At 32.2% G+C, this 16,708-nt stretch carries 11 protein-coding genes; 4 read left to right on the forward strand and 7 right to left on the reverse strand.

The annotated features are described in order from the left end of the window. Nucleotides 1–64: 64 nt before the first annotated feature. Together Q4487_RS14210 and Q4487_RS14215 are read left to right on the forward strand one after the other, a co-directional pair. A complete protein-coding gene (locus Q4487_RS14210; RefSeq protein WP_303544841.1) occupies nt 65–1,399 on the forward strand; it encodes a family 43 glycosylhydrolase in 1,335 nt (444 codons plus the stop codon). A 6-nt stretch (nt 1,400–1,405) separates the two neighbouring features. Next, nucleotides 1,406–2,920 carry an arylsulfatase gene (locus Q4487_RS14215; RefSeq protein ID WP_303544844.1) on the forward strand — a complete coding sequence of 505 codons (1,515 nt, stop codon included), beginning with the start codon at nt 1,406–1,408 and terminating at the stop codon, nt 2,918–2,920. A 70-nt stretch (nt 2,921–2,990) separates the two neighbouring features. Here Q4487_RS14215 and Q4487_RS14220 read toward each other — a convergent pair whose 3' ends face one another. From Q4487_RS14220 to Q4487_RS14245, 6 genes are all read right to left on the reverse strand, one after another. Further along, nucleotides 2,991–4,535, reverse strand: coding sequence for a sulfatase-like hydrolase/transferase (locus Q4487_RS14220; protein WP_303544847.1), 1,545 nt, complete (start codon nt 4,533–4,535; stop codon nt 2,991–2,993). 1 nt (nt 4,536) lies between these two features. Continuing rightward, nucleotides 4,537–5,781 (reverse strand): glycoside hydrolase, encoded by a 1,245-nt coding sequence (locus Q4487_RS14225; protein WP_303544850.1) that lies wholly within the window; start codon nt 5,779–5,781, stop codon nt 4,537–4,539. Between the two features lie 8 nt (nt 5,782–5,789). After that, nucleotides 5,790–7,166 (reverse strand): glycoside hydrolase family 28 protein, encoded by a 1,377-nt coding sequence (locus Q4487_RS14230; RefSeq protein ID WP_303544853.1) that lies wholly within the window; start codon nt 7,164–7,166, stop codon nt 5,790–5,792. A 1-nt stretch (nt 7,167) separates the two neighbouring features. After that, nucleotides 7,168–8,058: a family 16 glycosylhydrolase gene (locus Q4487_RS14235; RefSeq protein WP_303544856.1), complete on the reverse strand. Its 891-nt coding sequence runs from the start codon at nt 8,056–8,058 to the stop codon at nt 7,168–7,170. Between the two features lie 88 nt (nt 8,059–8,146). Further along, nucleotides 8,147–9,529: a glycoside hydrolase family 28 protein gene (locus tag Q4487_RS14240; protein WP_303544860.1), complete on the reverse strand. Its 1,383-nt coding sequence runs from the start codon at nt 9,527–9,529 to the stop codon at nt 8,147–8,149. A 215-nt stretch (nt 9,530–9,744) separates the two neighbouring features. Then, nucleotides 9,745–11,049 (reverse strand): sulfatase-like hydrolase/transferase, encoded by a 1,305-nt coding sequence (locus tag Q4487_RS14245; protein ID WP_303544862.1) that lies wholly within the window; start codon nt 11,047–11,049, stop codon nt 9,745–9,747. Between the two features lie 225 nt (nt 11,050–11,274). Between Q4487_RS14245 and Q4487_RS14250 the strand changes: the two genes are divergently transcribed. Together Q4487_RS14250 and Q4487_RS14255 are read left to right on the forward strand one after the other, a co-directional pair. Then, nucleotides 11,275–13,887 carry a hypothetical protein gene (locus Q4487_RS14250; RefSeq protein WP_303544865.1) on the forward strand — a complete coding sequence of 871 codons (2,613 nt, stop codon included), beginning with the start codon at nt 11,275–11,277 and terminating at the stop codon, nt 13,885–13,887. A gap of 4 nt (nt 13,888–13,891) precedes the next feature. Next, nucleotides 13,892–15,514, forward strand: a complete 1,623-nt coding sequence (locus Q4487_RS14255) for a sulfatase-like hydrolase/transferase (RefSeq protein WP_303544866.1) — start codon at nt 13,892–13,894, stop codon at nt 15,512–15,514. Nucleotides 15,515–15,570: 56 nt separating this feature from the next. Here Q4487_RS14255 and Q4487_RS14260 read toward each other — a convergent pair whose 3' ends face one another. Continuing rightward, the gene (locus tag Q4487_RS14260; protein ID WP_303544869.1) at nt 15,571–16,581 is read right to left on the reverse strand and encodes a LacI family DNA-binding transcriptional regulator; all 1,011 of its coding nucleotides are present in this window, start codon (nt 16,579–16,581) and stop codon (nt 15,571–15,573) included. Between the last annotated feature and the right edge of the window lie 127 nt (nt 16,582–16,708).

Genomic DNA, 16,708 nt, shown 5'->3' on the forward strand with positions numbered 1-16,708 from the left:
CTTTCAATACTTTTATTTCTACTATATACTAACAGAAAATCAATTAAATCAACTATAAATAATTATGAAGCACATTCTATTAATCCTGAGTTTTTTAGCATCAATACATATATCTTACGCACAAAACCCTTTGGTAACAGATATATTTACAGCAGACCCAACTGCTCGTGTTTTTAATGGTAAATTATATGTTTATCCTTCTCATGATATTGTGCCAGAAGAAGGAGTACAAGCGCCAGATTTTTGTATGCCAGATTATCATATGTATTCTTTAGAAGGGGGTAATACTTGGAAAGATTATGGTGTTGTTTTAGATCAGAACAATGTTCCTTGGGGAAAGAAAAATTCTTACGGTATGTGGGCTCCAGATTGTATAAAAAAAGGAGATACATATTACTATTATTATCCTGCAGCACCAATAGATAAATCATCTTTTAGACGTATTGGAGTAGGTACATCTAAGAGTCCTACTGGTCCTTTTAAATGGGAAAAAAAGTATATAAAAGATGTTGAAGGGATAGATCCCGGATTATTGTTAGATGATAATGGCAAAGCATATTTGTATTTTGGAGGAGGAGAAAAACTATTTGTAGCACCTTTAAAAGATAATATGAAAGAAGTTGCTGCAAAACCTATAAAAGTAGAAGGTTTACCAGCAGGTTATAAAGAAGGTTCTTTTCCTATAAAAGTAAATGGAATGTATTATTTAACTTTTGCACATGTATTTGCAAACGAAGGGTATACAATTGCTTATGCTACAAGTGATAATCCTTTAGGGCCATTTGTTTACAGAGGAAAAATTATGGATAATCTAGGTAATGGAACCAATCACCATTCTATTGTAAATTACAAAGGAAAATGGATATTGTTTTACCATTGGTGGGAAATTAGTGGTTATAATAAATTAAGATCTATGCGCGCAGATTACATGACATTTAAAGAAGATGGAACCATAGCTCGTGTAAAACCTACATTAAGAGGTATAGGAGCACCAACTATAGGAGAAAAAATACAAGTAGACAGGTACAGTAGTATTAGTGGAGCAACAACCAACTTTGTTGGTGGTAATGAGCCAATAGGCTGGATGGTTACAGAAACCAAAATGATGGGTAACGTAAGTTTTAATAATGTAGATTTTGCAAATGGTACAGCTAAAAAAATAGTTGCCCGTGTTGCAAGCGGACAAAGAATAGGTACTATGGAGGTACGTTTAGGTAATCCTAAAGGAGATTTAATTGCAGAGTTTCCTGTAAAATATACAGGAGGTTGGAACAATTGGGAAACTATAGAAACAGATTTGTTAAAAAGCGTTTCTGGAATGCATAATATTGTAGTTGTTTTTAAATCTGTTTGGGGAGCAGACAAAATTGTAAATCTAAATTGGTTAATGTTAAAATAAACAAGTATGTATAAAAGATTAATTTTTACAATTGTTATTGTTTTTACAATACAGCTTTCAGCTCAAAAACAACCTAATATAATTGTTGTTTTGGCAGATGATATAGGAGTAGGAGATATTTCTTATTATAGAAAAATGCATTCTAATAAAATAGTAGTAAAAACACCTGCTATAGATAATTTAGCAAAAAATGGAATGACTTTTACAGATGCACACTCTCCTGCAGCATTATGTGCACCCTCTAGGTATGCAGTAATGACAGGCAATAACTGCTACCGTAGTTATGCACCTTGGGGAGTTTGGGGAGCTTTTCAGCCCTCTCCTATAAAAGAAGACCAGCTAACTTTAGGTAAATTAATGAAAAACGCAGGTTACCAAACAGCTTTTTTAGGTAAATGGGGTTTTGGAATGGATTTTTTAAGAAAAGGGAGCGCAACAGAAATTTATAGGTCTCCTAGAAAAAGAGTAGAACTAGATGTAGATGTACGCAAAATAATAGGTAAAGGGCCTTTAGATAATGGTTTTGACTACAGTTTAACTTTTCCTGCAGGTATACAAAACGTGCCATATGTAGTTTATGAAAATCAAGAATGGATGCCTTTAGAACAAAACTCAGAAATTGGCTATATCTCACAAGAGAATATGACTAAAAAAGGGGTTACTTTAGATAAAGATGAAGGCTTAGGAGATACCAATTGGGATCCACACAATATGGGGCCGTTACTAGTAAATAAAGCTGTAGATTATATTGCTAACGCAGATACAGACAAACCTTTTTTTATGTATTACTGTTCCTTGGCTGTGCACTTACCACATACACCAACTAAAAAACTTAATGGAGAAAAAATTGCAGGTGAAACACCATCTAAACATTTAGATATGGTAAAAGAGTTAGATGTGCAAATGGCAATGCTTGTAGCGGCATTAAAAAAGAAAGGTGTTTATGATAATACCGTAATTGTATTTACATCAGACAATGGAGGCTTGTTAAAAAAGAAAAGTATACAGGCAGGTCATAAATCCAACGATATTTACAGAGGTGGTAAAAACCAAGCATATGAAGGCGGACATAGAGTTCCTTTTATAGCATCGTGGCCAGGCTTTATAAAAGAAAAATCTGTGTCTAATATACCAGTACTGGGTTTAGATATTTTAGCTACTTTGGCAGCTATAACTAATCAAAATATAACAGAAGATCAAGTTAAGGATTCGGCTAACTTATTGCCAATTTTATTAGGAGACAACAAAAACAATAAAGTACATCCCTATTTGATAACACAATCTGGTACAGGTAAAGAAGCAATAATTATTAAAGACGGTTGGAAATTAATTATAGCTTTTGATAAAAAAGATAAAACTAATAGCACTAGAAAACCTGTTGCATTATTTAACCTAAATACCAATATTACGGAGAATGAAAAGCAAAACTTAATAGATGCACCTAAATATGCATCTAAAGTAAAAAACCTTTTTACGACTTATAATAAGTACAGAGACTCAGGAGAGAAAACTAAAATTTAATAGATATTTATACTAAAAAAAAGCCCAAACAAGTAATTAATTGTTTGGGCTTTTTTATGATTTATTACGGCTAATAATAATCCCAGAAGTCGTACTTTTCTCCGTTAACATTCTCTTTTTTATCACCTAGTTCTTCTGCTTTAATCTTCATTTCTGACCTCATTTGAGTTAAAAGATTTTTGTACTCCGGAAAAAATGATAAATCTTGGGTTTCCCAAGGGTCTGTTGTAATTTTAAAGAGTTGCGTAACTCTAGAACCAGCAACAAATTCCCCATCTTTTTTATTTATATCTTTAGCTCTTACATATTCAATGAGTTTAAAATCACCTTTTCTATAAGCTCTTTGAAACTGCTTGTATGCGTGATAGGTATAATTGCGGACTTGAGTTTTTTCATTAGTAATTATAGGTAGTAAACTTTTACCAGAGACAGAACTTGGAATGGTAGTATTGGTGAAATTGCAAATAGTAGGGAAAATATCATGTATATAGGTGAAGGCCTTGAAACGAGCTCCTTTGTTTTTTATAAGATTGCCAGAAAATAGTAATGGTACATGTATGCCATCTTCATCATAAACATTTTGTTTGCCCATTAAGCCGTGGTTGCCAACAGCTAAACCACTATCTCCAGAAAAAACAATTAAAGTATTCTCATACTGTCCGCTTTCTTTTAATGCAGCAATCACTTTTCCTATTTGGGCATCTAGATGGGTAATAATAGCATAATAATCTGCTAATTCTTGTTTTGCAATTTGTGGCGTTCTAGGCCAGGGAGCCAACTCTTCATCACGTAAAAACATATGTCCGTTGTCAAAAGGATGTTGCGCCATATAAGAAGGAGGTAGTTCTATTTTATCTACATTATATTTGTTTTTGTACTCTTGTGGTGCTTGGCGCGGATCATGTGGTGCGTGAAAAGCTAAGTACATAAAAAAGGGTTTTTTATTTTTGTAATTTTTAAAATATTTGCTGGCTTCATTAGCAAAAACTTCAGAGGTATGCGGACCATTTTTTTCGGTAGCAGTAGGTCCCCTTTTTTCATCCTTAGAAATTGCTTGTTTAACAATTTTTCCGTTCGCATCATATACCAATAAATAAGCATCTTTAGGTTTAAATTCTCCAGCCTTATCCCAATCGTAAAAAGGCATTCTAAATTGATCTACTAAGTAAACTCCTTTTCCCATTATTTTATCACCAGAATTAAAACTACGCTTTAAGGAGTTTCCATCTTGATGCCACTTTCCTATGATATGTGTATTGTAGCCTTCATTTTTAAGCGCTTCTCCAATGGTTTTATTTGCTACAGGTATGTTATGTCCTGCACCTTGTAACTGAAATAAGTTGGTGCCAGTTAATAACATTGCTCTACTAGCAACGCAAGTAGCACCTGTAAAAGCTCCCATTAAATATGTGTTTTCAAAAGCTACGCCGTCCTTTGCTAAAGCGTCTATATTTGGTGTTTGTACATTTGCACCACCTAATGTATGTACGCCAGAGTACCTATGATCATCTGTATAAATTATTAGTACATTGGGTTTGTCTTTTTTAGGTTGACAATAGCTATTGTTTAGATATAAAATGGTTACGAGTAGAAGAATATATTTTAAATTCATCATTTCATTGTTGTGTTAATTTTTTATTCTCTTTAAGAATGCGCTCTTTTTGGTTTTTACTTAAGGCTTGTTTAAAGTACACCTCTGGTCTATGGTAAACGTGGTGTTTTTTCATTTCAGGATCGTTAATTGCCTGACTCAAATCACAATCAAAACGCACTAAAATAGCATGGTTTTTATCCCATGTAGTGGCATTAGTAAAATGAGATAATCCCCAAGTTATGCCAACACCATTTTTAGTATTTGTAAAAGCATCAGGTACATAAGGTCCTGCTGCAGCCGGCATCATTTCTACCATAGAAGCAATTTTAAAATTAACCCCATCTTTTGCAAATTGCACCGTATTATGCTCATTACCGTCTCTAATAGTTAATGCTGCAATACCATCTTTAAAAGGAAACATAGTAGTTTCATGGCCAGATGTTAGCACAGGGTTTAGTTTACTTTTTGTAAAGGGACCAAAAGGGGAGTCTGCTGTGGCTAAACCTTGCATTCTTATTAAGTTAGGATCACCATCAAAGTCCGATTTGTAATACAGGTATATTTTGTTTTTATAAACCAAAGGGTAAGGATCATGAATAGAGAATTGATCCCAAGTATCTTTTGGACCGTTGGGAATTACAATTTTGTTAGTTGCCGTCCAAGGCCCATCAGGAGAATCTGCATACGACATTAATACAGGACAATCATCTCCTCGTAAACCACTTGCTTCACTAAAACCTTGATAATACATATAGTATTTATCTTTCCATTTTAAAATATCTGCAGTGCTCACAGACCTATGACCCAACTCTGGTTTTGGAGGTCTAGGTATAGCAACACCTTGCTCTTCCCAGTTAAACCCATCTAAGCTGGTAGCATACCAAATTTCAGATAAATCCCAATCTGCAGAAGGTATTGTTTCTGTAGCTTGTTTAGCTCCTTTAGGAGGTGTTTCGGTTTTTCTGTGTGTATACCAAACATAGTATTTTCCGTTTTCAAAAATAATTTTAGACGGATCTCTACGGCTAACTGTACCGTCATCATTACTATAATCTAAACCTTCTACTTTAGTATATTTAAACTGAGTATAGAGCTCATTATCCTCTGGTCTTGGCGCTAAGTAATTATCGTAATTACGTTGCATAGCAGTGCTTAACGGTTGTTTAGGTTTTTCCTTAGGTAATATAAAAGGAAAATTTTGCGCACATACGGTATTTACTGTTATAAGTATGTAGCCTATAATTAATAGTGTACTATAGTTTTTCATATTTAAAGCTATTCTATTATTAAAGATTCGTTTCTGTAATCCTTATTTGTAAGCTTAAAACTAACATTGGTTGTTTTTAACTCACTAATATGTCTGGCATATAAACCATAGGCAGGTAAAACATTAAAGAAGTTGAATTCCGGGTATCTTTTTTCATCTTCTGGTACCTCTATTAATTTATCTTCTTTAGAACCACCGCCAGGTAAGTTAATTGCAATGTTTTGTAGTTGTAAAGATGTTATTTTATGATTTGGAGTACCCGTTATAAAAATTCCAGAAGGCGGTGACACTCTAGATTGTTTTAAATTTCTACTAGTTGCATTTATATTAGAAATAAGAATATCTTTAATAGAACCCACAGTTCTTTTTTTAGCGTTTCTATATGTATTTAGGCGCTCACCTAAACGCATAAAAATTGGCATATCTACATTGGTCATTTTTATACTGTCTATAATTATATTATATATGTTGGCACCATCTACGCTAAGTATTTTTATACCACCACCTTTAGTATCATATATTTTACAATTGCTAATAGCTATATTGTAAAAATCTCCCATAGATTCTGTACCAAATTTTATTGCTCCCCAATCACTCTTTAAAGTACAATTACTTATTTTAACATTGTGTGTAGGTAACGTGCTTGTTGCTTTAATACAAATGGCATCGTCACCAGAATTTATAGTGCAATTTTTTATTTCAACACTGTTACTAGAGTCTAAATCTATACCATCATTATTTTTATTAGCGTGATTATAAATATTTATATGGTCTACTGTTATGTTTTCTGATTGATAAAAATGGCAAGCCCAAGCAGCAGCTTGCTTTAGGTAAATATCTTTTAATGTAATTTGGGACGATCTTACGAAGCGTAGTAAAAATGGACGATTAGTTCCAAATTTTACATCTGTAATGCCAAGTTCTTTCTTTTTTAAAGCTAAGTTTTTAGCTAAAAAAGAAGCGCCATTGCCGTCTATAATTCCGCTGCCTGTAATACCAATATTTGTAGCATCTACTGCACCAATTAAGCAAGTTCCTCTTTCTTGGCCAACGGCATCTGTAAACGTATCTATGCTTTTATAGTCTAAAGGGTTGTTGCTACCAATTAACTTTGCGTTTTTGCTAATGTTAAGAATTACGTTATTTTTTAAAATAATTGTACCACTAATAAAAATGCCGTTAGCAATATGTACAATTCCGCCTCCTTTTTTTGAGCATTTATCTATAGCCTTTTGTAGTGCTTTTGTGTTTACAGTTATACTATCTCCTTTTGCTCCAAATTTTGTAACATCATAAACTTTGGTTTGTGCCGTAACTGAAAAAGTAAGTGCAGTAATACTAACAGTTAGTACTATTTTTATAGTATGTAATAGTAGTTTATACATATTATTTAGTGTCTATTAATTTCCAAGTTCTTACCCAGTTGTAGGTAGTAGTTCTTTCTTCTTTAGAACCGTTCATTCCGCCATCTTCAGGAACCGGATTCCAGTCATACGTTTCTACAACCATTCTTAAATACATATCTATATTAAAATCTGCTGCAGGCTTTACTTTAGAGACAAAATTACCATCTATAAAAAATAAAATTTCATCTTTAGATTTCCACCACACTCCGTATACATGAAAATCATCATATGTTTTGCCGTTAATACTACCTTTAGATTTTACAGAGCCTTTTTCAAAGTTACAACCTTCCGGTATGTTTCTACTATGTGTGTTAGAGTTCATTGCTTCATCAAAATGTTTCATCCATTCTGCTTTGTTTACAATTTGACCCACAGTTTCTTGTATGTCTAGTTCTGTAACCCTTTTATCACAACCATTTTGTTCTCTAGATTCATTTATCAACCAAAAAGTAGAAGACATAAAGGTTTTGTTGGCTTTCATTTTACATTCGTAAAAGCCGTATTTCATTGCGTTTCTAGAACCAACATAACCACCGCCATGGGTGTATACTTTACCATTTTTAGTAACGGGCTTATCTAACATAGTGGTTGTAATTTGTAAGCTACCATCTTTAACCTTAATATTATCGGCTAAAAATAATCCTGGAGCACGGCCAATCCATCCTTGACCAGATATTTGCCATTTACTCTCATTTACTTTTTTGCCGTTAAATTCATCAGACATGTTTTTTACCAATTTCCATTTTTTATGGTTAGGTTTGGGATCTTGTCCATCTTTAAAAAACGGAGTTTTTTGAGCAAAAGATTGCCCAACACAAATAAAAATTAGTAGTAATGTAATTTTTTTAGTTACACGTAAAATAGATTTCATTTAAGTTAGTTTAAGGTTTTATTTTTGGTTTAAGCACTTGTTTTTTGAATATATTACAGATAGTTCTGTAGGGGCACTAAGTCCTAAGTTAATTGTCTTTAATAGTTTGTTTTTTTCGGTTTAAAAAAATAGAATTGCTATTAAAATGTAGAACATCATTTAAAACAATAGCAGGTCTTTTATCATCTAAAACAGTATGTAAATAAAAGTTGTTTATAAACAAACCATTAATATGTCTGGCATAAATGCCAGAAGCAGGTAATGTGCCAACTAGACTAAATTCTGGCCACCAATTGCCTAAGGTTTCTAAAGTATACTCTTTAATATCTGTTCTATTAGCGTCTGTTTTATTTCCACCACCAGAAACTGTCATTTGTATATTGTTTAACTGTATGTCTGTAATGTAATTTTTAGGCATACCAGTTAAAAAAATAGCAGAGTTTTTATCTAAATCTTTATTATCGATAATAAAATTATTGAAAGAGAAAGAATGCATAGCCTTCATAGGAAGCATTTTCATAGGAGTATCTGTACCAGCTCTTTGTTGGCAGAAAGTCATAAAAATAGGTCTAGGAACGTTTTTCATGACAATGTTAGAAAAAATCATGTTTTTCATTTCACCACCCTCATTCATTTGTATTTTTAGTCCAGAATCTTGTATGTCATGAAACGTACAATTGCTTACAGTAACGGACTCAAAATCTCCTCTAGAAGCTAATCCAATGCGCATGGCTGCCCATTTACTAGTAAATACGCAATTGTTAATTACAATGTCTTTACAAGGTTTATCTGGTCTAGATGTTTGCAAACAAATAGAGTCATCACTAGTATTAAAAGAAGAATTAGAAACACGTACGTTTGTACAACCATCAAAATCTAAACCATCTCCGTTGTGGTTAACTCTACTAGTAATTTTAATACCGTCTACAACAATTTCATTACAATATAACCAAGCAGAAGTCCAAGAAGCAGAGTTTATAAGCGTTACATCTTTAATTTTAATATTATTACAATTAAGAAAGCGTAACATCATAGGTCTACCGCCTTTTTCTTTTGTAAAATTGTTAGGAAAACCGTTGCCATTAATTGTTCCATTACCTTCTATAGAAAAAGAGTTTATTCCATCAGCAAAAATTAAACACCTGTCCATATGAGGTTCATTCTTATAAGTATTTTTGTGGGTATCTGTTGTATAGTCTTTGTAATCTGGACTGCCTAAAAGTACAGCGCCATTTTGCAGATAAAGTGTTACATTATCTTTTAAATATATAGTGCCAATAAGTATTGTTTTACCAGCAGGAATTATAACTTTTCCGCCACCTTGTTTAGAGCATAAATCAATAGCTTTTTGTACGGCTTCTGTATCTAAGGTTGTGCCATTGGCTTTTGCTCCATAATTCATAACATTATACTCGTTAGCATATACAGATAAACTAAAACCAAGATAAAAAAGAAGGAAAAGGTGTTTCATTTTTTAGCTAGTTTTTCTATGTTAGGGGTTTTTACTCCGTGTTTATCAAATAACTTTAAATAGTGCTTAGAGTTATCTTCAGAAACTATCCAAACTATATTGGGCTGTTGTGCTTTAACATAAGAGCAGAAGCATAACAGTAGTATTAGTATATAGGTTTTAAGTTTCATATTGTAATTTTTTTAAAAGTTTACTTAAAAAGAGAAAACAAAATATCAGTGTCTATACTTGTTGTAAATTATGCTTAAATCAGTCTCGTCATCAGTTTTAATTTGCCATTTTTTAAGTCTGATTAATAAACCTTTAATAGATTTATAATGCTTTTTTTTAGTGCTAATATTGTTAATTTCCCAAGGGTCTTTCTTTAAATTGTACATTTCTATAGTACCAGTTTTTGGGTATAAAATCAATTTATTATTTTTATGTATAATACTTCTTTGGTCATTAAACATAGCTAGGTAAATAGACTCTCTAGTTTCTTTAGAGTTCATAAGTAATGGCATTAGACTTTTAAAATCTGTAGGCTCTGTGTTAGTAATATTTAATAAATTAAATAGGGTGGGTACTACATCTTGTAAGTAAACACGAGCTGCAATTTTATGGTTTGGTTTTATATTTGGACCTTTAATTATTAAAGGAGCGGTTACACTAGGCTCATACAAACATACTTTTCCTGCAACGCCATTTTCACCAAAGTTAATTCCGTGGTCAGATGTAAAAACAATAATAGTATTATCATACATTTTTTTTTCTTTTAATGTTCTAATAATATCGCCTATGCGGGCGTCCATATGTGTTACCATAGCATTATTTTGCTGTACACGTTTTTGCATTGTTTTTGCACTCAAAGGGTTATTTGTGTATTGGTATTTAACATTAGTATTTAATGGAGTATTATCTAAAACACTTGGAGGTAAAACAACCTTATCTGCTGGGTATAAATCGTAGTAGTTTTGTGTAGTTTGTCTAGGAACATGTGGTGCATTAAAGGCTACATATGCAAAAAATGGTTTTTTACTATTGTAGTTTTTTATAAAGTTTACAGCTTCATTAGCAGTAATATCTGTAATATGTCCGGCAGGGGAGTTATATTTTTTTAACTGTCCAGGCTGTATACTTCCTGTTTCTTCAAAAATGTTTTTTACATTTTTCCCCATTGCGTGCCATTTGCCAGTTATGTAGGTGTGGTAACCGTTATCATGCAACTTTTCAGGGAATGATTTAGGAGCATTTTGTTTATTTATTTTCTGTGATTTCCATAAGTACTTACCATACATAAGCATAGTTCTACTTGGAATACAAACTGCCGGAGACCAACAACCCATATTGTATGCTGCAGTAAAAGAAGTACCATCTTTTGCTAGCTTATCTAAATTTGGTGTAACCATAGACGTATTGCCGTATGCTCCAATGGCTTGGTTACTTTGGTCATCAGATTCTATAAATAATATATTTGTTTGTGAAAAAGAACTAACCGTGCTTATTGGGTAAAATAGAATGTATATTAGATATTTTCTCATCACCAGTTTTAATTAATTAGTAAATAAAATTACTCTAAGAGAAATATATTAAGGGAAAAAAACTACTATAATACTACCATAAATGGTTTTGGTTGTTTTAAAATAGATTAAATAGGTAGTATGGTAAATTGTCTAGTTGTTTATATGTTGTAGTAGTAAAAACATATGTGTTGTTAAAGGGTAATTAACTTGTATAGATTTGAAAAAAACTTAATCTTACTCTTTATGAAAACTAACATTTTACTATTAGTGTCTATTTTAATTGTTTCTACGGGATGTAGTCAGAATAAGAAAAATAGAGATTATTTTTTTGAAAAAATTAAGACAGAAAAGATAAACTCAGATTCGTTAATCACATGGAATAACTTTGGACCAGGAATGTCTGGTTATAACGAGGAGTTTTGGATACACCCAACGGATACCAATACGATGTTTATGGCACCAGATATGCACGTAAGTTATGGTACGTGGAATGCAGGAAAATCTTGGCATACAATTAAAGATTCTGATGGTAATGGGTTAGATATGGAACGTGTACATGATATTGTTTTCTCTAGAAAAAATCCAAATTTTGGAGTAGCAATAGAGCGTGCCGGTGGAGTTTATGTTTCTAATGACAGAGGTAAAAGTTGGAAAATAATTTATACTATTCCGCGTATAAATAGTAAGCATGTTAGTAATGCACATACAAAAATTGCTATTAATCCTAATAATGATAATGAATGGCTAATTGGAGCGGGAGACTTTTGGAATGTAAAAGAAAACCATAGAAGTTTAAAAAATCTGCACGGAAAAATTAGCTCTAGGGCAAGTTATGGCTATGTTTTAAAAACTAAAGACGGGGGAAAATCTTGGTCTAAAATAGCAACAAACATTAATAAAGATTTAGATGTAGCCCGTATTATATATAACCCTAAAAACACAAAAAATATTTTTATTGCCACCAATTATGGAGTTTATATAACTAATGACAGTGGTGCTAACTGGCATTTAAGTGACAAAGGACTACCAAACAACTTACCAAGAGACCTAACATCTTATTACAATACAAAAACAGGAGAGTTTATTTTGTATTTAGTAACACAAACAGAATATAAAAAAGACGGAAAATCTGTAACCTCTAAAGGTGGTGTATATAAAAGTTTAGATAATGGCGCGTCTTGGATTAATTGTACAGGTAATTTAGAAATCAATTTAAATAAAATACAATTTTCTGCAGAAATAGACAGGTATTATAAAACAATTGGTTTTTGGTTTGGTATCACAAAAAATGAGGCTAAGTCTAAATTTACAGTTTTGCCTAATAAAATTTTACCTGTGTTTAATAGGTTAGTTGTTAATCCTTTAAATAAAAATGAAATTTATGTTTCTTTTAATAAAAAGCACGATAAATCTTTTGGGGCAGGAGACCTTTGGAAAACTGAAGACGGTGGTAAAACTTGGTTTGCTTGTGCAAGACAAGGAACTTACTGGTTGTCAAAAAAAGATACAGCATATTGGCAAAGTAGAAACAACCCTATGGGTGCAAATGTAACATTTGCACACCTGCAAAGATATATGAATAACCATGCAGAAATTTCGGGCAACCGTATGTTGGCAATTAATAATAAAGGAGAAGTTTTTATAGGTATAGACCAACAGACACTAAAATCTGTAGATAACGGCAAAACTTGGAATCAGATTGATGATTATGAGACATCTAAAGGAAGTAATAAATGGATAGGACGTGGAGATAGTAATTTACCAGGAAGATTTATGTTGTTAGAAACAGGAATACCAAACAGAAGATTACTAGCAAGTGGTGAACACGGTTTATGGCAAACCACAACTTTAGGTAATTGGCCAAACAAACAGGCTGTAGCTGTAGAACAAATAGACGGGCAAGTTTATGACCATAATGGAATGCATGGTCAACACTCTACATCTACAATGGCTGTACACCCCAAAAATACAAATATAATTTACTCATTAGCTTGGAGGCAAGAGCATAGAGGTAAATTAAGAAGAACAAATGATGGTGGTAAAACTTGGAAAAATATAGCCACAATTTTTGATGCAGATAACAATTCATGGGAGGGCTTGGCAATGCAATACTCCTTAACTATAGATCCTGTAACTCCAGAGAATATGTATTTCTGTGCAATTAAAAAACCAATTTCAGAGGTTGGAAGTAAAGCACCCAAGCTCACTAAAGGTGGGTATGGTTTTTATCGTTCTTTTGATGGCGGTTATACTTGGGAATTAAGCAATAATGGTTTTCATAAAAATGCTAGTGTACGTAGAATAAAAATGGATCCTATAAATTCTAATATTTTATATGCTGCTTGTAATGATGATAATGGTGGTTTGTATATATCTAAAAATAGAGGAAGTAGTTGGGAAAAACATAAAATTCCGTCACAAATAAAAGCTGTAAATAATGTTTTTATAGATCGTAATAGCCATAACATATATATAGCTGCCGGAAGACGCTCTGGAAGTTATGAAGAAGGTGGTGTTTGGATGTCTAAGAATAACGGTAAAAGTTGGTTAAAGATATTTAAAGCTCCTTTTGTTTGGCAGGTAGAAACGTCTCCTGTAAATGAAGATATTATAGTAATTAGTGTTGCCGGACAAGCAAATAATTTAATTGATAATTTTAAAAACCCAGGAATTTATTTGTCCGAGGATGGCGCTAATAGTTGGAAAAAAATAAATAAAGGCTTAGGGCAACCTAATAAAATGGTAGATGTTAAGCCAGACCCTTATAATGAAAATGTTCTTTGGAGTGCAGGTTGGGGTTCAGGTTGGTTTATTACATACTTAAATAACAGTAAAGAACCTTGGTTAATAAAATAAAACTATGAAAGCAAACGTATTAAAAAGTCTATCTATATTATACTTATTTACTTTTGTAAATAACAGTATAGCTCAAAATAAGCCTAACATTATTTTGCTTTACGCAGATGATATTAGTGCCAGAGAATTACCTATTTATGGGTCAACAGTATGGAGTTTACCTAAGAGAGGAAATTTAAAAGGAGGAGATACATCAGATAAAAAGTACAGGGCAAAAACTCCTGTTTTAAATAAATTAGCTAAAAAAGGTGTTTACGTAAAAACAGCTTGGGCAGCCACAATTTGTTCTCCCAGTAGAGCTATGATGATGACAGGCAGATATGCTCATAGACACAAATGGTGGCATAATAGTGATAAAGGAAAGGCACCAGACAGAAAAGGAAGTTGGAATTTATATGATAGTTCTCCTTATAGTTTAGAAGTTGTAGCTAAAAAAGGAGGATATGCCACTTATTGGGCAGGCAAAACACAAATGAAAACAGAAGGTTTTAAGTTTGATGAAGGCTGTTTTACACCAGGCGAAGGGTCTTACAATAAGGCAATACATACTACAGATTTTAGGCTAGAAACAAAAAAAGTAAATGGTACAAAAAAAATATTTAACGCAGATACAGGAAAAGAGGTTTCCTCTTATGTACAATCTGGTTGGTACTGGAAACCACACGTACAATTATTAAATCATCCTAGAGCATCTAAAGCTTTAGAATGGTGGCCTAATAACAAAGCAGCTAAAGATACTTTTGGGTTAAATACTTTTGGTCCAGATGTAGAATTAAATTTCATTTTTGATTTTATGGAACGTAAGCAAAAAGAGGACAAGCCTTTTTTTATTTATCATACAAGTCATTTAGGTCATGATGCAATGGATTTTTTAAACCCAGAAGAAGGTAATAAGTGGCCAGGTACACCAATTGTAAATTGGGATGGTAAAAAATATAGTAAAATAAAACCTTATGTTACAGGAGACAATGGTGTTTATAATACTCATAAAACAATTACAGAAGATGGTATACATAACCATATTAATTACTTAGACTACCAAGTCTGGTTGTATATGAAAAAATTGAAAGAAATGGGAATAGAGAATAATACTATTTTTATTTTCTGTGCAGACAATGGTACAAGTGGCTACGGTAAATCTAGCCCTGTATCGCAAAAAGGAACACACGTGCCACTTATTATATACGCACCAGGATTAAATATGACTAAAAAAGGTTTGCAAAATGTATTGGTAAATATGTCTGATATGTTACCAACAATTGCAGATATAGCAAACGTTAAAATTCCTGATAGTTATGAGGTAAACGGAGAAAGTTTATTGCCTTTTTTAACAACAGAGAAACCAAACCATAGGGAATGGATATATGGTTACCATAAAGAAAAGCAAATTATACGAGGCAATCTAGTATTAAAAGATGGTAATAATACTTGGTGGGATGTTAGTAGTAATCCTAAAGATTTAATCAGTTTTAAAAAAATAAAAGAATGGAGTTTAGTATCTCCTGAACACAGATTAGAAAGAGACAAATTAAATAAAGTATTGCCTGTTTTTAATTTACACGAATCTGAATATAATGCACCTAAAGAAGGTGTTACAATAAAAGACTCACTAATTATAAGACAATAAAAGTTATAAAATGATTATAAATTAAAAGCTTTAGAGTATTCTAAGGCTTTTTCTTATCAAATAATTTTAACAGACGAGTCTCTAATATTTAGCCTTCCGTTTAACACAATAGTTTGTGGCACAAATAATCCCTTAGTATTTATTTGCTCTAGTAATAACTTAGCTGCAGTTTGTCCAATATCATTAGTAGGTTGTTCTACAGACGTTAGTGTTGGTGTTGTATGTTTTGCAAGATTTGATTCTGTAAAACCAACAATGGCAATGTCTTTAGGAATAGAATATCCATTTTTTTTAAAAACACTAATTGCGCCAACAGCAGAAGAATCATTAGCAGCAAAAATAGCTCTTGGAACCTCATTATTATCAATTATTTCTTGGGCAACACGCTCACCATCTTCCATTTTAAATCCGCAGGGAATAATTTTACCAACAGCAAGTTTATACTTTTTATGTGCATCTGTAAAGCCTCTTAATCGGTTTTTAGTTAACGTAAGGTTTTTGTCTCCTTCTAAATGTATAATGTTTTTGTATCCTTGTACTATTAAGTGTTCTGTTGCAAACATTGCCCATTTATAATCATCAAATAAAACTTTAGATGCTTTAATTTGATCTACAGTACGATTAAAGAATACAATAGGTATATTTTGTTTTATTAAATTGTTGTAATAGGCATTATTTTTATTTTCTGATGTTAATGAAATTATTAAACCATCAACCATATTATTAACCAGTGTTTCTACATTTTTCTTTTCAACTTCCCAAGAATGGTTAGACTGCATTATTAATGCCTGATACCCTTCTTTTAACAATACTTCCTGAGCACCCAACATTACTTCAGGAAAAAAATTATTACTAAACTCAGGAACTATAATGCCTACAGTAAAGGATCGCTGCTGACTTAATTTTTTAGCTATAGGATTGGGCTTGTATCCAAGTTCATTGGCAGTTTTTAATATTCTTTGTTTAGTCTCCTCATTAATATCATACTTATTATTAAAAGCTCTAGAAACCGTAGATATAGATACATTTAGCTTTTTAGCAACATCTTTTATTGTTATATGCTTCATACAGTAATATTAATATAAATAAAAGTTTTCGGCAAATTCGGAAACGTTTCCGAAAAAAATAATGCTCCCGAGAGCGTTTCCGATGGCTATAAATTAACATAGATAATTTTTGTAGTAATATTTGTCA

The sequence above is a fragment of the Cellulophaga sp. 3_MG-2023 genome (assembly GCF_030546975.1).
Classification (GTDB): domain Bacteria; phylum Bacteroidota; class Bacteroidia; order Flavobacteriales; family Flavobacteriaceae; genus Cellulophaga.